18 protein-coding genes and 4 tRNA genes are annotated in these 18,363 nt (G+C 48.6%); 11 read left to right on the top strand and 11 right to left on the bottom strand.

Annotation, left to right across the window (positions count from 1 at the left end; all coding sequences use genetic code 11):
• The first annotated feature begins 51 nt into the window (after window positions 1-51).
• A complete protein-coding gene (locus F905_RS09750) occupies window positions 52-513 on the top strand; it encodes an META domain-containing protein (RefSeq protein WP_005180208.1) in 462 nt (153 codons plus the stop codon).
• A 65-nt stretch (window positions 514-578) separates the two neighbouring features.
• Entirely contained in the window at window positions 579-1,100 is a 522-nt protein-coding gene (gene msrA, locus F905_RS09755; protein ID WP_005180210.1) for a peptide-methionine (S)-S-oxide reductase MsrA, read from the top strand.
• Between the two features lie 69 nt (window positions 1,101-1,169).
• Here the strand turns inward: msrA and F905_RS09760 are convergent, their stop codons facing one another.
• Both F905_RS09760 and F905_RS09765 read right to left on the bottom strand, forming a co-directional pair.
• On the bottom strand, window positions 1,170-1,811 hold the full coding sequence (locus F905_RS09760) for a fumarylacetoacetate hydrolase family protein (protein WP_005180214.1): 642 nt from the start codon (window positions 1,809-1,811) through the stop codon (window positions 1,170-1,172).
• 36 nt (window positions 1,812-1,847) lie between these two features.
• On the bottom strand, window positions 1,848-2,345 hold the full coding sequence (locus tag F905_RS09765; RefSeq protein WP_005180217.1) for a YcxB family protein: 498 nt from the start codon (window positions 2,343-2,345) through the stop codon (window positions 1,848-1,850).
• Window positions 2,346-2,514: 169 nt separating this feature from the next.
• Between F905_RS09765 and F905_RS09770 the strand changes: the two genes are divergently transcribed.
• On the top strand, window positions 2,515-3,813 hold the full coding sequence (locus tag F905_RS09770; RefSeq protein ID WP_005180222.1) for an SRPBCC family protein: 1,299 nt from the start codon (window positions 2,515-2,517) through the stop codon (window positions 3,811-3,813).
• Between the two features lie 66 nt (window positions 3,814-3,879).
• On the opposite strand, the gene F905_RS09775 is transcribed toward F905_RS09770, so the two are convergent.
• The 4 genes from F905_RS09775 to F905_RS09790 all read right to left on the bottom strand — a co-directional run bounded on the left by F905_RS09775 (window position 3,880) and on the right by F905_RS09790 (window position 4,504).
• Window positions 3,880-3,956 (bottom strand) — tRNA-Arg (locus F905_RS09775).
• A gap of 242 nt (window positions 3,957-4,198) precedes the next feature.
• Window positions 4,199-4,275 (bottom strand) — tRNA-Arg (locus F905_RS09780).
• A 49-nt stretch (window positions 4,276-4,324) separates the two neighbouring features.
• Window positions 4,325-4,401, bottom strand: a tRNA-Arg gene (locus F905_RS09785).
• 13 nt (window positions 4,402-4,414) lie between these two features.
• Window positions 4,415-4,504: transfer RNA gene (locus F905_RS09790), tRNA-Ser, on the bottom strand.
• A 265-nt stretch (window positions 4,505-4,769) separates the two neighbouring features.
• Between F905_RS09790 and rnr the strand changes: the two genes are divergently transcribed.
• The 6 genes from rnr (at window position 4,770) to F905_RS09820 (ending at window position 11,619) form a co-directional block, all read left to right on the top strand.
• The gene (gene rnr / locus F905_RS09795) at window positions 4,770-7,202 is read left to right on the top strand and encodes a ribonuclease R (protein WP_005180224.1); all 2,433 of its coding nucleotides are present in this window, start codon (window positions 4,770-4,772) and stop codon (window positions 7,200-7,202) included.
• A 78-nt stretch (window positions 7,203-7,280) separates the two neighbouring features.
• A complete protein-coding gene (locus F905_RS09800; protein WP_005180225.1) occupies window positions 7,281-7,868 on the top strand; it encodes a hypothetical protein in 588 nt (195 codons plus the stop codon).
• Between the two features lie 74 nt (window positions 7,869-7,942).
• Window positions 7,943-9,982 (top strand): M3 family metallopeptidase, encoded by a 2,040-nt coding sequence (locus tag F905_RS09805; RefSeq protein WP_005180226.1) that lies wholly within the window; start codon window positions 7,943-7,945, stop codon window positions 9,980-9,982.
• Window positions 9,983-10,022: 40 nt separating this feature from the next.
• Complete coding sequence (locus F905_RS09810) at window positions 10,023-10,232, top strand: YheV family putative zinc ribbon protein (protein WP_171065117.1); 210 nt, start codon at window positions 10,023-10,025, stop codon at window positions 10,230-10,232.
• 22 nt (window positions 10,233-10,254) lie between these two features.
• Window positions 10,255-10,671 carry a hypothetical protein gene (locus F905_RS09815; RefSeq protein WP_005180231.1) on the top strand — a complete coding sequence of 139 codons (417 nt, stop codon included), beginning with the start codon at window positions 10,255-10,257 and terminating at the stop codon, window positions 10,669-10,671.
• A gap of 60 nt (window positions 10,672-10,731) precedes the next feature.
• Window positions 10,732-11,619 carry a DMT family transporter gene (locus F905_RS09820; protein ID WP_005180232.1) on the top strand — a complete coding sequence of 296 codons (888 nt, stop codon included), beginning with the start codon at window positions 10,732-10,734 and terminating at the stop codon, window positions 11,617-11,619.
• Between the two features lie 61 nt (window positions 11,620-11,680).
• Here F905_RS09820 and F905_RS09825 read toward each other — a convergent pair whose 3' ends face one another.
• From F905_RS09825 to F905_RS09835, 3 genes are all read right to left on the bottom strand, one after another.
• Window positions 11,681-13,957, bottom strand: coding sequence for a TRAP transporter large permease subunit (locus tag F905_RS09825; protein ID WP_005180233.1), 2,277 nt, complete (start codon window positions 13,955-13,957; stop codon window positions 11,681-11,683).
• Between the two features lie 180 nt (window positions 13,958-14,137).
• Window positions 14,138-14,710 (bottom strand): rhombosortase, encoded by a 573-nt coding sequence (rrtA, locus tag F905_RS09830; RefSeq protein ID WP_005180235.1) that lies wholly within the window; start codon window positions 14,708-14,710, stop codon window positions 14,138-14,140.
• 55 nt (window positions 14,711-14,765) lie between these two features.
• A complete protein-coding gene (locus tag F905_RS09835; protein WP_005180236.1) occupies window positions 14,766-15,839 on the bottom strand; it encodes a hypothetical protein in 1,074 nt (357 codons plus the stop codon).
• Between the two features lie 124 nt (window positions 15,840-15,963).
• On the opposite strand from F905_RS09835, the gene F905_RS15190 reads away from it, so the two are divergent.
• Window positions 15,964-16,209 (top strand): hypothetical protein, encoded by a 246-nt coding sequence (locus F905_RS15190; RefSeq protein ID WP_081401166.1) that lies wholly within the window; start codon window positions 15,964-15,966, stop codon window positions 16,207-16,209.
• Between the two features lie 147 nt (window positions 16,210-16,356).
• Here F905_RS15190 and F905_RS09840 read toward each other — a convergent pair whose 3' ends face one another.
• Together F905_RS09840 and F905_RS09845 are read right to left on the bottom strand one after the other, a co-directional pair.
• The gene (locus F905_RS09840; protein WP_005180237.1) at window positions 16,357-16,749 is read right to left on the bottom strand and encodes a hypothetical protein; all 393 of its coding nucleotides are present in this window, start codon (window positions 16,747-16,749) and stop codon (window positions 16,357-16,359) included.
• Window positions 16,736-16,993, bottom strand: a complete 258-nt coding sequence (locus tag F905_RS09845; protein WP_005180238.1) for an FAD assembly factor SdhE — start codon at window positions 16,991-16,993, stop codon at window positions 16,736-16,738. The genes F905_RS09840 and F905_RS09845 overlap by 14 nt, the downstream gene beginning before the upstream one ends.
• A 183-nt stretch (window positions 16,994-17,176) precedes the next feature.
• On the opposite strand from F905_RS09845, the gene F905_RS09850 reads away from it, so the two are divergent.
• Complete coding sequence (locus F905_RS09850) at window positions 17,177-18,349, top strand: acyl-CoA dehydrogenase family protein (protein WP_005180239.1); 1,173 nt, start codon at window positions 17,177-17,179, stop codon at window positions 18,347-18,349.
• The last annotated feature ends 14 nt before the right edge of the window (window positions 18,350-18,363 follow it).

An 18,363-nucleotide genomic window follows, 5' to 3' on the forward strand; every position in this document is an offset into this window, starting at 1 on the left:
TTAAAATTGGTTTAGATACATCCATCAGCTTTAAAATAAAGAGAAATCCATATGCTTAAACATCTTGCTGCCGTTGCCCTTTTAGGTTCAGCCCTAGTTTTTAGCGGCTGTGAAACTTTACCAACCCCGGGTGCTACCGTTGAAACTGCCAATCTTGTCCAGCTACAAAACCGCACCTGGATTGTGACCCAGATTGGCAATACTGCGGTTCGCACCGAACCGACTGCCCACAATATTCCAAGCCTGCAATTTGATAGCGCCACCCAACGCGTTAGCGGTGCCGATGGCTGTAACCGGATTATGGGCAGCTACAGCGCCGGCCGTGATACGCTAACGCTAAGCCAAATGGCTGGCACCCGTATGGCCTGCCTCAACAGCAATGGCATTGATCAGAAATTCAATGAAGCACTGGCCAAAGTAACCCATTATCAGGTCTTTGGTAAAACCCTGAAACTGCTGGATCGTTATGGTAATTTGCTGATTCAGCTGGAAAGTGCCGTACAACCGCGTTAATACTGCACCGGCCTGCACCTTTGCAGACCTTTTTTATGAACGATTGACAACAGAAGGCTAACCTTATGCAACAGGCAATTTTTGGTGGTGGATGTTTCTGGTGTACCGAAGCGGTATTTCTCCAACTGCGCGGTGTGGCCAAAGTGGTGAGTGGCTATGCCGGCGGCCAGATGGACAATCCGAATTATGAAGCGGTGTGCAATGGTGATACCGGCCATGCTGAAGTCATTCTGATTGATTTCGATGACAGTCAAATCAGCTATACCCAGCTGTTAAATGTGTTCTTTGCCACCCATGACCCGACCACGCTTAACCGTCAGGGCAATGATGTCGGCAGCCAGTATCGTTCGGTGATTTATTATTTAAATCCGGAGCAGCAGCAACAGGCCGAACAGATGATCCAGCAGCTCAAGGCAGAAGGCATCCCTGTGGTCACCGAAGTGACCGCTGCACCGCGTTTTTATCCGGCAGAGGCCTATCATCAGAACTTCTTTGCCAATAACCCGACTCAGGGCTATTGCAACTTTGTAATTCCACCCAAACTGATGAAGCTGCATAGCAAGTTTCAGGATTTACTCAAAGACTGAAACCAGGAAGGCTCGAAAAGCTCAATAAAAAAGGACTGCAATTGCAGTCCTTGTCGTCTGGAGAAGCAGTTAAGCTTGAACAAAAGTGCTCCAGACAAATTCCCGGGTTTTACCCTGCAAACGCATGCTTAACTGGTCATTGGCCTTTAAGGCACCCACCCCGGCCGGAGTACCGGTCATGACCACATCGCCCGGCTCCAAACTAAAACTGTGGCTAATTTCAGCCAGTAGCGCACCAATTTCAAAAATCAGCAGCGCGGTATGCCCCTGCTGACGCAGTTCGTCATTAATATGCAGCGTATAGTGCACATCTTTCCAGTCGTTAACTTCTGCAACATCGACCCAGTCTGCCAATACACAAGCCCCATCAAAGGCTTTGGCTCGTTCCCATGGATGGCCTTTCTGTTTCAGTTCATCCTGCAAGTCACGCAAGGTGAGGTCCAGCCCCAAAGTCACCGCCCCCACGGCCTGCAAGGCTTTTTGCGGATCGGTTTCTGCCTTTAAGGGTTGGTCAATACGCAGGCTGAGTTCACATTCATAATGACAGCTGCCCCAGGCCGGATTCCAGGCAATCCCGGCAGATAACGGACGCAGGCTGCTCGGCGGTTTGATAAACAGCACCGGACGATCAGGAACCGCATTGCCCAGTTCTTTGGCATGATCCGCATAACTGCGACCCACACAGACAATTTTCGATGGACGTGTATTCATGATCTTCCCTCTTATGATGTGATGGTTTTAACAGGCTTATTTTTTAAAGGTATTTTCAAACAGGGTCTGATCGGCTGTGCTTTCAAACACGCGTTTTGGCACAATAATCACCATGCGGTTTTTCAGCTCAATCATATAGGTCAGCTTGCCTGAAGCAAAATTCTGCACTTCGTTATAATGCACCACTTTGTCACGGCCATTGGCAGAAATCTCGGCATAATCCTGATACAGCGCAATGCCCTGTTCGCTTTTTCCAAACTGGTATTTGACAAACTGACGCTTAAACATCATCGGCAGGAACCAGTAGCGCATCAGCATCTGTAGCACCAGAAAAAATACCCCCAGCGCCAGATAGTAACGACCTACACCATCGAGGCCCAAATAAATGCCCCAGGCAATAATCCCGACACTAATTAACGGGGTAATAAAACGGGTAAACTGTTTTTTACCAAAGGTGGCCAGAGCAAAGCCATCCTGAGATTCTTCCAGATTTAAAAAATAACGTAGCGACAAGGCAGGCTTGAGTTCCGACATCGGCTCATCATCAAATCAGTTAAATTACGCTAAATATTACACCAGAATAGGTGATTTCCTTATTCTTTTTCTCGCCAGTGCTGTCATGATGCTGCACACACCATTCAAAAAATAACCCGATTCAAAACGGGATGATTCGCTCATCTCCACAGCAAAAACAGGATGTTTTATGCCACAGACGCACACCCGATTGATCGCCCTGCTTTGCACTCTGCTGCTGCCAGTGTCTGCCTGGGCCAGTTTAGTTCGCTGGACAGGAAAAATGCCAGGCAGTTTACAAGGCTATGGCAGCAGTGCCGAGCAGCTGGCCGCGCTGACCGGAGATGGAATTCTGATTTATGCGCATGCCGCGCAACCGATTCAGCTGCCAACTTTCGCATCCACAAAACGCGGTAAATTTTATAGTGCTGCGGTGGTGCTGCCAGTGCCCAGTCACAAAGTTGCGGCACTGCTGAGTGACTATTCAGGCTATGCCCAGCTGTTTCCGACCTTCAAAAGCGCCAAGATGCTGGAGCAGCGCCAGCACATCAGTCAGGTCAAATACCGGATTCATATTCCCACGCCCATTCCGGTGCTGAACTTTAAAGAGGATGTGATCCTGCAACATCAGCGCACCGACAACAGTATTGAAACCCTGGTGATTGACGCACCCATTTCGTATGGCGCCGGAAAAATAGAATGGTTTGCCTTGTCGGCCCATCAGACGCTGGTCACGGTCACGCACTGGGGAGATTTGGCGCAGCCCAAAGGCTTTTTATTTCGTACCATCCTGAATGCCCTGCCCGATGCCAAACTGGGCCTGCCGGCCGGCACCAATGCCTTTATTCTGGAAGCACTGCAACGTAAATTTAAAAGCACAACACCCCGAGCCTTACCCGCCGGCGACGTACCAGCCCCTGAATTAAGTGTCAGCCAGATGAACAAAATCCGGCAGATCAGCCAGAAATCACAAGAACCCGTATCCTTTATTTTACCGGCCTATCAGGTGTCCTATGGTGCAAAGCAGGAAATCATGCGTTTTAGCAGCAGCTATCAGTACTATGCCCAGCCGGCCAGCAAGCTAAAACCCTGGCTTGAACCGCAGGCTTACCAGCACCTGTTTCCACGGCAAATTAAAAAAGTTCATATTCAGCAGCCCTCTGCCCGGCAGCTGGATGCCGACTATAAAATTTCGGTCGGACTGGGCGTGATTCAGATTCCGTTTGATTTTAAACTGCGTTTTCAGGCACAAGGCGCTCTGGAGCAGCAGTTTCAGGCGGTGGGTGGAGATTTACGCTATGTGCAAGGCGGCATACAGATTTTGCCGCAAGCCGAGGGCAGTTTACTGAATGTGACCAGCGCCATGAACATTGATGCGCAGGCACCGTTTTTATTACGCGCCATGCGCAGTATGCCGTATCACGAGCTGCTGCCGGCATTGGGTGGCAATACTGTGCTGACCTTAAAGATTCAACAGAAGATCAAATAATGCGGGAATGTTTTAGTAAATTATAGACACAAAAAAACCGCAACATGTGCGGTTAATTGTTCAAGTTGGTGCGCTCAGAGAGATTCGAACTCCCGACCCCTTAGTTCGTAGCCAAGTGCTCTATCCAGCTGAGCTATGAGCGCGACGTCTTGATGGGGTGCATTATACGGGCTTTTCGGTATTTGTTAAGTCTTATTTCATAAAAATGCAACCAAATGGATAGATATTGGACAAATCATGTATTTGTGCGCTGATTTTATACAAATTTTAAATTGCAGTTGAAATTGTAACAAATAAGGAAGCCGGCGGATGCAGCTGATTAGCCAAATTGCAGGCACAAAAAAACCGCAACATGTGCGGTTTTTTCAGAATTCTTTATCAAGATTGGTGCGCTCAGAGAGATTCGAACTCCCGACCCCTTAGTTCGTAGCCAAGTGCTCTATCCAGCTGAGCTATGAGCGCGTCACTTGTGTCGTCTATATTAGACTGCGTTATTTCCCGGTTTACTTATTGGTGCGCTCAGAGAGATTCGAACTCCCGACCCCTTAGTTCGTAGCCAAGTGCTCTATCCAGCTGAGCTATGAGCGCGACATAAGTAAAGTGGCGGTGAGAGAGGGATTCGAACCCTCGATACAGTTGCCCGTATGCGTCCTTAGCAGGGACGTGGTTTCAGCCACTCACCCATCTCACCGTAACGTGCCGCCATAATACAAATTTAACTGTAGCACTGCAAGCGCAGTCACTCTATTTTTTGCAGTTTTTTGCTCAATTAAATATTTTTTAAACAATTTATTGCTTCTAGCCTGGCATTTTCTGCAAATTTATGGGGAATGTGATTTTATCTACTCGCAATCATCTTAAAATAAAGACTTAAAACACATTATTGCAATCATTTACGTGCAGTCTGACGCTGCATGACTTATGCTAAACCTATCTTCTGACTTGAAGCCAAAGACATGATGAAAAACTGGGTCGATCCTGAAGCAAAAGCTGAAGCCGAACGTTACGATAATCCGATTCCAAGTCGCACACTGATTCTTGAAAGTATTGAAAAACTGCAACAGGCCCAGTCGCATGCCGACTTGGTTGAATATTTTGAAATTGCCGATCAGAAAAGTATTGATGCCCTGAGCCACCGCTTAATTGCCATGGTACGTGATGGCCAGCTCATGAAAGACGGATTCAAGTTCCAGCTTGCCGCCGAGCAGCCTACCCATGAAGCCACGGTCTACATTAATAGCAAGGGTCTCGGTTCTGCCCATATTGACGGACAAAATGACATCCTGCTACCCGAGCGTGAATTACGTCTGGTGTTTAATGGCGACCGCGTTAAAGTACGCCAGACCTCGGTCGATCGCAAAGGCAAAGCCTGGGGCTTTATTACCGAAGTCCAGCAGCGCCGTGTGAAACAGATCATTGGCAAACTGTCGATGTATGACGGTGAATATTTTATTCAGCCGGGCAATCCGAACAGCCATCAGCCGGTGACTTTAGAAAAAGAGCTGGTTGAACACGCCAAACTGAATCTGGGCGATTCAGTTCGCGTTGCCATTGATGACTATCCAAGCCGTGAAGAATTTGCCACCGGCCATGTGGTGCAGTCGATGGCCGATAAAGCCGACACCGAAATCATCATTCCCCAAACCATTTTAGAGTTTGGTTTGCCGTATGAATTTCCGGACAATGTCTTAAAAGATGCCGACAGTTTTAAAGAACCGTCAGCCAAAGACCGTGAAGGCCGGGTCGATTTACGTGATTTAGCTCTGGTCACCATTGACGGTGAAGATGCCCGCGACTTTGATGATGCGGTGTATGCAGAAAAACGTCCAGGGGGCGGCTACCGCGTAGTGGTTGCGATTGCCGATGTCAGCCACTATGTCCGCACGGGCAAACCGCTGGATGATGAAGCCCAGGAACGCGGCACTTCGGTCTATTTCCCGCATTTTGTCTTACCGATGTTGCCTGAAGCCTTATCGAATGGCTTATGTTCGCTGAATCCGCAGGTAGATCGTCTGTGTATGGTCTGTGACCTGAACCTGTCCCGTGCCGGCCGGGTGACCAAATTCGAATTCTATCCCGCGGTAATGCATTCCAAAGCCCGTCTGACCTATACCCAGGTGGCGCAATATTTTGACGGCGACAGCGCTGCCATTCCGGAAGACCGGGATGTACGCAAATCACTGAATACCCTGTTCCAACTGTATCAGGTACTCAAAGGTTTACGTGCCCAGCGTCATGCCATGGAATTTGAAACCGTCGAAACCTATATGACCTTCGACGAACTCGGCGGGATTCAGGAAATCCTGCCACGAACCCGTAATGATGCGCATAAACTGATTGAAGAGTGCATGTTACTGGCCAACGTGGCAGCAGCAGAGTTTGCGCTCAAAAATGATATTCCAATGCTGTACCGTGTGCATGAGCCACCTGAGTTTTCACGGATTCAGAAAGTTCGTGAATTTGTAAAACTGCTGGGACTGAATTTCCCGGAACAGCCAACCCAGGCCGATTATCAGGCCGTGATTGATGCCACCAAAGACCGCATTGATGCGCCAAGTATTCATGCGGTGCTGTTACGCTCGATGATGCAGGCCTATTACGGCGCGGCCAATGCCGGCCACTATGGTCTGGCCTATGAAGCCTATACCCACTTCACCTCACCAATTCGTCGTTATCCAGATCTGCTCTTGCACCGTGCCATTAAGGCGCATCTGGCCCAGAAACCGTATCCGATTTCGGGTGCCGCGCTGGATGATGCCGGTGAGCATTTCTCGCAAACCGAACGTCGTGCCGATGAAGCTTCCCGCTCTGTGACCATGTGGCTGAAATGTCATTATATGCAGCAGCATTTAGGCGAAGAATTTGTCGGGGTGATTTCTGCCGTGACCGAATTTGGTCTGTTTGTCACGCTGAAAGATCTGTATGTCGATGGCATGATTCACGTCAGCCAGCTGGGCGATGACTTCTTTATGTTTGATCAGGCCAGCCAGTCACTGGTCGGTCAGTCACGCGGTCAGACCTTTAGTCTGGGCGATGAAGTCAAAGTCAAGGTGGCCGGAGTCAACCTGGAAGAACGCAAGATTGATTTCGAGCTGGTCAAACAATTGACCCATGCCGGTCGTGCGATCCGCAGCCGTGCACCACGCGTGGCCAAAACCGCGCCGCGTGCTGAAGCCACCGAAGAAATCTTTCATGATCGTCCAGTCAAGCTTGCCGTGAGTGAAGATGGCGAACAGCCGTTGAAGAAGAAAAAGGCCAAATCCAAGCCGAGTTCTTATGGCAAAAAGCCGGCGAAAAAAGTCACCGCCAAGGCTGAAAGCAAAGACAAGGTCAAGAAAAAAGCCAAAGCGAAAAAGAAAAAATCCAATGCCAAAGCAAAGGGTGAATGATTTTTGCTAAATAAAAAGAGCGCTACGGCGCTCTTTTTGTTTTAATATATCCATATAAAAATAAGCTACTTAAAAACAATGAATCCGCAAAAGATCTCGAAATATTATTATCACAACTATGTCTTGTTCGCATTTTTCTTGCTGACGATCTCAGCGCTTTTTGCCATCTTTAGCTTAGATTTCACCCCAACGGATCACGTCAAAATATGTGCTTTCATTTTAGCAATCGTTATGTATTTGGTGATTTTGATCTACTTTTATATGCTCCATCGACAGGGTGAATGGGTCATTCCCCGCACATGGAAAAATGCAAAGAAAAAACCGAAATTCTATTTCTTACTGCTACTGCCTCTTTTTGCAATTTTGATTTGTTATTTGAATCTGGTGTTTTATCCCCCTCTACTGCATACCCTTGTTTTTGGTACACCTAGTGTCGTGACCGTTGAGACAAGTGCAGTGAAAGAGCAGACATATAAACATGGCGTCAGCTATTTTTTGGATACAGCGTATGATGGATCTGGTATTTTTCGACTCAGTTCAAATGAATATGAACACTATAAAAATCAGGTTTTACAGATAAAGCTGTCCGTCATCCAAGGGCAATTTGGGACTTACATCAAAAAGATCGAATCCATCCAAATTGTCAAAGCAACACAGAATAAATAGCACCCAAGGCTTGATTTATCCTTCTAGAAGCCTTACTTCTACAAATAACACAGGAAATAAATCGGCAGACCGACATGACATTAGAACAGGCAACCCTGCCAGTACCCCAGTTTGACCAGATTACGCTGCCCCAATTAAAACAACAGGTTGAACAGACCATCACCCAAGGGCAGGCCTTTTTACAGCAACTCCAAGACATTCCGGCCAGTAGCGATGCACAGTTGCAGGTTCTGGCGCAGGTCGATCATCTGGAAAACCAGATGAGCGAAAGCTGGGGCGTACTCTCGCACCTGAATGCGGTGATGAACAATGCCGAAACCCGTGAAGTCTATCAAGCGCTGTTACCCGGCCTGAGCGAATACTATACCCAGCTCGGTCAGCACACGGTGCTGTATCAGACCTATCAGCAGGTTCATGATGCAGCGATGTTTAATGACTTGCCTGCAGCGCAACAAAGCGCAATTAAACTGGCGCTGCGTGACTTTAAATTGTCAGGTGTGGCCTTGGAAGGCGAAGCGAAAAAACGCTATGCAGAAATTTCAGCACGCCTGTCACAGTTATCTTCTGACTTTTCTAACCATGTGCTGGATGCGACACAGGCTTACTCTAAACCGCTCACCGAAGCGCAACTGGCCGGCCTACCTGCCAGCAGTTTGGAATTGCTCAAGCAGTATGGCCAGCAACGTGAGCTGGAGCAGCCGGTTGCGACGCTGGATTTCCCGTCCTATCTGGCCATTATGACCTATGCTGAAGATCGCAGCCTGCGTGAAGAATTATATAAAGCCTACACCACCCGTGCTTCCGACCAGTCTGCCGATCAGGCCTTTGACAATACCGCGGTGATGGAAGAAATTTTAAGCCTGCGTCAGGAAATGGCCCAGCTGCTCGGCTTTAACAACTATGCCGAACTGTCATTAGCCAGCAAAATGGCACCAAGTGTCGAAGCAGTTGAGCAGTTCCTGGTTGAGCTGGCCGAACATGCCCGTCAGCCGGCTGAACAGGAGATTGCCGAACTGAAAGCCATTGCCGCAGCAGATGACATTCAGCAGCTGCAACCGTGGGATACCAGTTTCTATTCAGAAAAGCTGAAACTGGCCCAGTTCAATCTGTCTCAGGAAGCACTGAAACCGTATTTCCCGGCGCCGAAAGTGGTTGAGGGTTTATTTAGCATCGTTAAACGTCTATACGATGTCGATATTATCGAGCGTGAAGCACCAGTCTGGCATCCAGACGCCCGTTATTTTGAACTGCAAGATCAGGGTCAGGTAATTGGCGGTTTCTATTTTGACCTGTATGCCCGTCAGGGCAAACGCGGCGGCGCCTGGATGAGCGGTTTCCGTTCGCGCATGCAGCAAAGCCAGGGCCTGCAACAGCCAATTTGCTATATGGTCTGTAACTTCACCCCGCCCGTGGGGGATCAGCCGGCCTTACTGACCCATGATGAAGTACTGACCTTATTCCATGAATTTGGGCATGGCCTGCATCATATGCTGACGGAAGTCGACAACATTGCGGTGGCCGGCACTCACGGCGTAGCCTGGGATGCGGTGGAACTGCCAAGCCAGTTTATGGAATTCTGGGCTTGGGACAAAGAAAGCCTGGATGTACTCAGTCAGCATATCGACACACAGGCCACCCTGCCGGATGATTTACTTCAGGCGCTGCTGAATGCGCGCTTCTTCCAGTCCGGCATGCAGACCTTACGCCAGCTGGAATTTGCCCTGTTTGACCTGAATATTCACCGCATGACCCCAGCCTTGACCGCCAGCCAGATTCAGGATGTGCTGAATGAGATCCGGCATAAATATGCGGTGGTGCCGACCACCGATTATAACCGCTTCCAGCATAGCTTCAGTCACATCTTCGCGGGGGGCTATGCGGCCGGTTATTACTCCTATAAATGGGCCGAAGTTTTGGCCAGCGATGCCTTCGATCGCTTCGAAAATGAAGGGGTATTTAACACCGACACCGGAAAGCAGTTCAGGCAGTTTATTCTAGCAGTTGGCGGAAAAGATTCAGCACTTGACGCGTTTATCAATTTCCGCGGACGCGAGCCAAAAATAGATGCATTATTGCGTCATCAAGGTTGGACGAAGCCAATTAAAAACGCTTAAACTAGGGCCTTAATTTGAACACAGGATCAGTATGATGACCATCAAACGTCGTTTCATTGCAGGCGCAAAATGTCCAAAATGCCAGGCTATGGATCGGGTGGTCATGCTGACCTCAGGTGATGATGAATGGATTGAATGTATCGACTGTGGCTATAGCGAAAATCGCCCGACCCATGTCGATGAACCTCAGCCACCGGCAGCGCCTGATGAAGTGGGTGTGATTCAATTTAAACCACGTCATCCTAAGTAAAAAAATTAAGGTTCATTTATTCATGACGCTTGATCAGAGAAATAGCTCAAAACTATTATGGGCCATTATTGGGGGCCTGATCGTAATCGTACTTGTGATGCTGTCTTATCAATGGATGAGCCAAAACCAGAGTGCAGAGGTAACACCTGAAGCCGAGCTGCTAAGTCAGCCGGCCGCACCTGCGGCTAAAGCCAAAGCAGAACCAGCGGTGCAGCTGGAAAAAGTACCACAGCAACTGGTGAGTGAAGATATTCTGAAACAGCCGGTTGCTACCAACGCGACCCTGGCCAAAGAAGAAATGGCCAAACTGGAAGACCTGCAGGCACAGCTAGATGATCAGGCCGCACTGCTCAATGCCCAGCACGCCGATGCCGACGAATTGATTCGCCTGAAAGAAGAACAGATTCAGCTGCTCGAAGCCCAGCTCAAACAGCAATAATTATGACCGGCAGTCTGCGTTAAATCAGCTAGAATACATCCTTATTCCTCGCCCGGGTTGATGATGACTGCCTCCACGCCTCAGCATGATCTGATCAAAGCCATTGGCTTACTCACCCTCTCTGCTTTTCTGTTTTCGCTCATGGGCGTGTGTATCCGCTACGCCTCGCATACGGTCGACAATGCCACTATTGTGTTCTTCCGTAATTTTATTGGCCTGTTTATTTTTCTGCCGCTGCTGTTCAATAAAGGCCTCGGCTTTTTTAAAACCCGGCGTCTGTGGATGCATACCTGGCGTAGTGTGGTCGGTCTGCTGGCGATGTATGGCTTTTTCTATGCCATTGCCCAGCTTAAACTGTCCAATGCGATGGTGTTTACCTATTCTTCCCCGATCTTTATTCCGCTCATTGCCTGGTTATTCCTGAAAGAAAAAGTCAGTGCAGCCATGCTGATCGCCGCCCTGTTTGGTCTAATGGGCGTACTCTGTGTGGCTAAACCGGATGCCGGCCTGTTCAATCATCTGTCGATCATTGGTCTGGGCGCCAGTTTTCTGGCCGCAATGGCCTTTGTCACTGTGCGCGCCCTGACGCAAACCGAACCACCAGAACGGATTGTGTTTTATTTCTGCCTGATTGGCACCCTGATTTCAGTGATCCCGATGTTCTGGCTATGGCGAAGCTATCAATGGAGTGAACTGGGCCTACTGATCAGTGCGGGGGTGCTGGCCAATATCAGCCAGATTTTTATGTCGCGGGCCTATAGTCTGGCGCCCGCTGGTCAAATTGGGCCGGTGAATTATATTGCGATTATTTTTGCCGGCATCTGGGGCTTTTTGTTCTGGCAGGAATTGCCCGATCTGTCCAGCCTGCTCGGCTTTGGTCTGATTTTCATCGCGATTTTACTGTGCAGCCCGCTGTTTAAAAAAGCCGAACCTACACAGGTGCCATAAAAATACCCTGACCTTTCGCAAAAGATCAGGGTATGGTCATCATCACGGTTGAACGGCTGGCTTACTGATACCAGCCAAACAGTTTAAAGAAGTATGGTACATAGGCAATGATCAGCATCGCTGGCAGCATCACCAGAATCGGCAGAATCCAGCGCTCAAAACGATAGTAGAAGGATTTGTGGCGCACTTCGGCATCTGCCGCCGCCACTTCTTCATCGCCAATCGACTGCCTCGCCAGCAAGTGGTTCAGCGCGACCGGCGGGGTGATATAGCCCATTTCAAAGCCAATCAGGGTAATCATCCAGAAATGCACCGGTTCAATCCCATACTGGTAGGCCACCGGTGCCACCGTGGCAGAAATCAGGATGACCGCACCAAACGGGTCCATAATCATGCCGACCAGTACCATCACCAGTACAATCAGGCTAATCACAATAAAGGTACTACTGATATCGGTCGGGAAAGACTCCATGATTTCAATCCGTTCCAGGAAGCCGCCGACACTGACCGATAAGGCCATCAGAATCACCAGCGCGCCAATATGCCCCACGGTTTCACTAATGGAAATGTGCATCGACTTCCAGAAGCCAACCTCACGCTCCGGCTCGGACACCGCCACGCTATGATCCGCCGACATGCCAGTATCCTCAGTTGCAGTATGTACGCCATCGCGGTATTCCACACCACTGACTGCACTGGCGGTCGCCAGCGCCGGTTGCGATGAATCGGTATATTTTGCTGTCAGGCTTTCATCCCAATGACCTACTGGTGGAATTGGCGCCGGTTCATGCCGCAATTTATCAAACAGGACAATTAACAGCAGAATCACAGGCATCATCACCGGCGCGGTAAATTCGTTCAGGTTGGTGTCCAGCGCATATTTGTAGAACATCCAGATCAGCACGAAAATAATCACATACGGCACCACCGCACCCATGGCACGTAAAGATCGTGGTGCAGCCACAGCTGGTGAAGCAATCCGGAACTTACTTTCAGCAAAGAACAGCGATACCACCAGGAAAATTGTTGTAGTCAGCAGGAATACATACACGCCATAGTGGTACAGCACATCGGTGGTGACTTCCTTGTTTAAAGAGGCAACGACCACAATCAGCAGACATGGACGTAATACCACCCCCATCGAACCGGACAGTGCCGTTGCTGCCAGAGCAAACTGACGGCGACCGCCAGCATTCCAGACTTCTTTATAAATGATGGCACCGGCCGCGATCACGAAAATCCCCGAGGCACCGGTATAGGCTGTCGGTAATGCTGCACCAATCAGGATTAACCAGGTCAGGGTTTCTGGTGCCAGATTCCATGGCCGCATGATGTTCAGGAATTTATCCACCACACGGGTCTGTTTCAGCAGCATACCGGCCCAGATAAACAGCGCCAGATTCAGGAAGATGCTGGAGAATTCCACCAGCTGGCCCAGGTAAATCCCCTGCCCCATTGGATAATCCATGAAGAAGGTAAAGGCAATACCGGTAATAATGGCCATATAGGCATACAGCGGTACACTCAGGAAAGCCAGACCTAGACTGCCCCCTTCTCGCGTTGGTGCAGGCGGGCGAATAAACTGCCATAAACTGATGAGGGTCAGCGCACTGAACAGGATCATCCACAACCAGTAAATGATCTGCATTTCACCGGTCATCGGCACCCCGGAATTTAGCACCGAACGATACTGGCTATAGGCCGAGAACGCCAGAAAGGCATTGGCCACGGTCATGCAGGTGGTATATATCCGATAATCAATTCGTGTGGCAGGCCCACGCAAACCAATATGATGGGTTTTTAAAGTGGCACTAATCGCGGCAAACACCACCATCAACACCAGCAGCAAGGCACGGTTTTCAGTACCAAATTTAAAGATGCCAAAGAAGGTGGTTTCTACACTGCGATAGGTGCGTAAACTTGGATGCGCCTGCATATGCTGCACAGCCTGATCATAAAACACATATTTTTCTTCACAGACCTGCTGCGCAGCCATAATTGAGGCACGCACATCCGATTCAGACGGGGTTCCAAAAATATCAGCAAATTCATCGGCCGCATTGGCTTTCATTTGTGCCTGCACCTGGCCGTCAATATCCGGGTTGCGGTCACAGTCAGGGGCACTTGGTTCAGCGCGCAAGAATGAATACTGCATACCGGTGGCAGGATCACCGTATAGACGTTCGCCCATACGCAACAGCTGGCCGTGAATCATCTCACCAGTTCCAATGATCAGCGTCAGCAGCAGCAACACCAGAATCACAAAGGCAGAAATCCATTCTGTCCATATATATCTGAGCAGATCCAGTCCGGATCTGCGTTGTCCTTGATTTGACATATTTTTTCCTGTTTTTTTATTTTCGGAAACGGCAACAGGGCCGTATTTCGCGCATCCTGTAGCAAGCAGCCATCCTGCTGCTATTCAAATCTTGTTGTCATTCTTTTCGAATGTGCATCAAAGTACATTCATTTAAAATGACAATATTCATTTTCTTTTTGGTAGAAATGGTCAACCGGATCACTTTTTCAAGCTGTAGGTATAGATCAGATAGACAATCGCCAATCCCGCACCCCAGATCACGCCCAGCAAATGCGCCTCGACCAGTACCGGGCTGCCAATCAGCTCGGCCGTTTCCTTACTGCCAAAGGTATTTTCCCACAGCAGTTTGGCCAGAATCAGCAGCAATACCAGCGCGGCAAACCGGCGTTCTTGAGCATCAAGCAGATGCACCACCGCCACTGCCATATACGCTCCATGCAGCACCCCAGACAGGCCGGCATAGGCTTCAATATGTGGAAACAGGAAATAGAAACTGAAACTGATAGCCGGAGGTAACAGCAATAACAGGCTGACAAAATGCCAGGTTTTGACCCGCGGAAAAATAAAAGGCAAACAGGCAAAGGCCAGAATATTCAGCAGATAATGCACCCAGCCCACATGCACCCAATGCGCTGTCCACAAGCGCCAGAATTCTTGTAACAGAGCAGGACGCCAATAAATAAAATGATCCGCAAACACCTGCAAACAGGCCGCCAGCGACATAAACACGGCAATAAAAATAATTTTCTTACTGAAAAAATGAAGTGTCATGTCGTTGTCCCTGTTGAATCTTTTAAGTATAAAGCGTCCTCCTCGTAGCGACTATTTACAGATTGTTGAGTTCCGTATCTGGATCAGCGCTTGTATCTTCACCAAATAAATCATCCAGTTCAGACGCATTGTCCTGCTCATCCCAGAAACGGCTCATGCCATCATCGGCAGTACGTACCCCGGTATTTTCAGTCCAGTAACGGTCTGAAATCCCCTGCACCATGGTGGCAGCCATGCTGTCAATTAGCTTGAATTGCGGGTTAATTGGTTTTTCTTCGGTGCGTGCAGCCGCAAATGATTTTAGCGCATCACGAATCTTGGCATCATCGCCGCTGGCCTGCGCGGCCACTGCATACAGGGCATGCGACAGGCGCACACCTTTCTGCTCACCAATTTGCATCGACTGTTTCAGGGTCTGATACGGCTCCGGTTTGCCATCTCCCGCACCTGGCAACAAGGTCCAGATCACGGCACGGGTGGCTTGTGGTGCACCCCAGAACTTTTCGTTGTTCAGACAGGTCATGCCACGCTCGACCACGGCAGCAATATCTTTGGGCACATGCACCGCACCGCCCGAGTTAATGTCATTGGTCATGGCCTGCAAACCGCTGATCATGCCAAGCAAATATACGGTCTGATCAATATCGCTATTCATTTTCGGGCAGCCTTCACCCAGTGGTTTTCTGTATTTCTTTTCCCAGCGATTCTGGAATAACTGATAACCGGTATATTGGCGCTGTGCCGCAATAGCCGCCCAGCGTTTCTGTTCAATCCGGGCATCTTGCGCTTCACTGACCTGTCCGGCTTTTGAAGCACGCAAATAACGCAGCTCGGCATCCAGGGCACGGTTTTCCGCACAGATACCGGCGGCTGAATACATTAGCACCGCAACCCGGGTCGGGTCTGCACCCATATCTTTGGTGGCCATAATTGCAGGAGTCAGGGAATTACCACTGCTACAGACCATTTCGGCATCATCCATGGCCAGAATGGGAGGAACAATATGTTTTTCTGTAAAACCTAAAGCCACATTGGCACCGGTTTTCACCACTTGTGAACAGCCGGAAAGAAGTGTTGTTGTGAATGCAATAACCGCCACACCCTGGCAGATTTTTTGGACTTGCGACATTTTCCTGTCCTCTATAATTGTGTTTATGTCCATGGCAACAAACATATCAGATGCATTATCTGAATAAAAGAGCATTTACTCTAATCCGAGAGCTGTACTTTGACATGAAAAGCGGGCAAGAAAATTGACTGAATTTGCAGGAAAGCCAAATTTTAGGCAAAAAAAAAGTAGCATTGCGACGGTTCAGCACATGCTACTTATTAACTGGAACCCAATTACGGGCATTTTATTGGTGCAATTCGTTCCTTCAGCAAGCTTCCTCATCATCCAGCCACAATTGAAAACAATTGCGATGACTAGAAACCTCTACGTGGCGATCACCTTGGTGATTTCCCCGTTTGCTGTTGATGGCTTTAATATATCTGGATAATTTTCAAACACAAGAGGCTTTTGTCCAACAATCGGTATTTTTTGCCAATTTACCGTGACTGTGTAGGACAAACAAAATGATAGACTTTATAAATTTATTTAAAATCAATATCTTATTTTTATATTAAAATATACAACTGTCTGACAATTAGATGGTTTTTGCCAATGTTTTTAAGGCTTTCCACTCTGCAAACGAAACTTGGTCACGCCAGATGACTGCAGATTTGACCGGTGCATGATGAAAATACAGCACCAGATACAGCTGATGATCCAGAATATGCTCGAGCAGACCGCGTTGAATCTTGGAGCCAGAATTAAACTGCAGACTCCACTCTGCCCCATCTAAATGCGCCAAGGCGGTTAATTGGGAGCGTCGCTGAAACCCGTAATAACTGACAGCCGCCAGGAGCAGACCTAGCAGCCAAAGCAGCGGATGTAATAATTGAAAACTTAAAACCGAAAATAGAATCAGCAGGCTCAGCTGAAACAGCAGCGCCAGACGGCTCGGTTTCAGCTGAAAGTCGCGCTTAGCCGTGGACATAGTGTTTTAATTTACGGATCAGCTCGCGCATTTCCGGGCGTGGCGGTTCAGACACTTCCATAAACCAGTCCAGTAAATCCGGATCTTCCTGTTCAACCAGCGCCGCAAACGTGGCTTTTTCTTCCGGATCAGCGGTTAAATAATAGTTTTTCACATAAGGATCAAAGTAGACATCAATTTCCTTTAAACCGCGACGGGCACGATAAATCACTTTACGCTCTTCTAAGCTAATGTCTTCACTCATGGTTTGGTCCACATCATATTGATATCGCAATTAGTTTAACCCAGCCCAGAAAAAGTTTCGATGAATTTATCGGACTGACCAAAACCGCCAGCAAAAAGCCAGAAATGATGTTTCTGCACATTGTACTGCCGGCTCTGTTTGCTTTAGTTTCAAGGCATAAAAATAAGTGAAGGAACTCTAACCATGCAATCTGCTGCAATTCGCCCACTCAACAACATGTTGCCACGAAAATTATTTCAGAGTGAGCATGAGGCATTCCGTGATACAGTGCGCAAGTTTTATGAAAAGGAAGTTTTGCCGAATACGGAAAAATATGAACAGCAACAGCATGTAGACCGCGATTTATGGAACAAGGCCGGTGAACTGGGACTGCTGTGTACCACCATGCCAGAGCAGTATGGTGGCTCTGGAGTAGATCGCCTCTACAGCATGATCCTGATTGAAGAACAGGCCTATGCCGGCGACTCGGCCACCGGCTTCTCGCTGCATTCCGATATTGTCGCCAACTATATTCATAATTTTGGCAACGAACAGCAAAAACAGCACTGGTTGCCGAAAATGGCGACAGGTGAAGTGGTCACCGCGATTGCCATGACCGAACCGGGCACAGGCTCAGATTTACAGGCAGTACGCACCACGGCAGTTTTAGAGGGCGATGAATACGTCATTAACGGCTCTAAAATTTTTATTACCAATGGCTATTTATGCGATATGGCGATTGTGGTGTGTAAAACTGGCAATAGTGACAAAGGTTCTGCCAACCTGTCGCTGATTATGGTCGAGGCAGATCGTGCCGGTTTTAGCAAAGGTAAACCGCTGAATAAAATTGGCATGAAAGGTCAGGACACCTGCGAGCTGTTTTTTGACAATGTGCGAGTGCCCAAAGAAAACCTGCTCGGCATGGAAGGCATGGGCTTTATCATGCTGATGAAAGAGCTGGCCTGGGAACGCATGATTGTGGCGATTATCTGCCAGGCTGGTGCCGAAGCAGCCTTTGCGCATACCCTGCAATACACCAAAGAACGTAAAGCCTTTGGCAAACCGATTGGCGCCTTTCAGAATACCCGCTTTAAACTGGCGGAAATGCGCACTGAAATTGATTTCTGCCGCGCCTATCTGGACCGGTGTATGGAACTGCAGCTCGAAGATCAGCTAAGTGTTGATGCAGCAGCGGCGGCCAAATACAAAATCTCGGAGCTGTTTTCCAAAGTGGTGGATGAATGTCTGCAATTGCATGGCGGCTATGGCTATATGCTGGAATATCCGATTGCCCGTGCGTATTTAGACAATCGCGCCAACCGGATTTATGCCGGTACCAATGAAATTATGAAAGAGCTGATTTCCCGCTCCCTATAACGCATTACAAGCGT

It is taken from the genome of Acinetobacter sp. CIP 53.82 (assembly GCF_000369465.1).
GTDB classification, from domain to species: domain Bacteria; phylum Pseudomonadota; class Gammaproteobacteria; order Pseudomonadales; family Moraxellaceae; genus Acinetobacter; species Acinetobacter indicus.

Bases quoted from the DNA above. Each gene is read 5' to 3' on its own strand.
- F905_RS09850 (WP_005180239.1), top strand. From the start codon at position 17,177: ATGCAATCTGCTGCAATTCGCCCACTCAACAACATGTTGCCACGAAAA.
- F905_RS09770 (WP_005180222.1), top strand. From the start codon at position 2,515: ATGCCACAGACGCACACCCGATTGATCGCCCTGCTTTGCACTCTGCTG.
- F905_RS09845 (WP_005180238.1), bottom strand. From the start codon at position 16,993: ATGAGTGAAGACATTAGCTTAGAAGAGCGTAAAGTGATTTATCGTGCC.
- F905_RS09825 (WP_005180233.1), bottom strand. From the start codon at position 13,957: ATGTCAAATCAAGGACAACGCAGATCCGGACTGGATCTGCTCAGATAT.
- rnr (WP_005180224.1), top strand. From the start codon at position 4,770: ATGATGAAAAACTGGGTCGATCCTGAAGCAAAAGCTGAAGCCGAACGT.
- F905_RS09840 (WP_005180237.1), bottom strand. From the start codon at position 16,749: ATGTCCACGGCTAAGCGCGACTTTCAGCTGAAACCGAGCCGTCTGGCG.
- F905_RS09765 (WP_005180217.1), bottom strand. From the start codon at position 2,345: ATGTCGGAACTCAAGCCTGCCTTGTCGCTACGTTATTTTTTAAATCTG.
- F905_RS09760 (WP_005180214.1), bottom strand. From the start codon at position 1,811: ATGAATACACGTCCATCGAAAATTGTCTGTGTGGGTCGCAGTTATGCG.
- F905_RS09820 (WP_005180232.1), top strand. From the start codon at position 10,732: ATGATGACTGCCTCCACGCCTCAGCATGATCTGATCAAAGCCATTGGC.
- F905_RS09750 (WP_005180208.1), top strand. From the start codon at position 52: ATGCTTAAACATCTTGCTGCCGTTGCCCTTTTAGGTTCAGCCCTAGTT.
- msrA (WP_005180210.1), top strand. From the start codon at position 579: ATGCAACAGGCAATTTTTGGTGGTGGATGTTTCTGGTGTACCGAAGCG.
- F905_RS09805 (WP_005180226.1), top strand. From the start codon at position 7,943: ATGACATTAGAACAGGCAACCCTGCCAGTACCCCAGTTTGACCAGATT.
- rrtA (WP_005180235.1), bottom strand. From the start codon at position 14,710: ATGACACTTCATTTTTTCAGTAAGAAAATTATTTTTATTGCCGTGTTT.
- F905_RS09815 (WP_005180231.1), top strand. From the start codon at position 10,255: ATGACGCTTGATCAGAGAAATAGCTCAAAACTATTATGGGCCATTATT.
- F905_RS09800 (WP_005180225.1), top strand. From the start codon at position 7,281: ATGAATCCGCAAAAGATCTCGAAATATTATTATCACAACTATGTCTTG.
- F905_RS09835 (WP_005180236.1), bottom strand. From the start codon at position 15,839: ATGTCGCAAGTCCAAAAAATCTGCCAGGGTGTGGCGGTTATTGCATTC.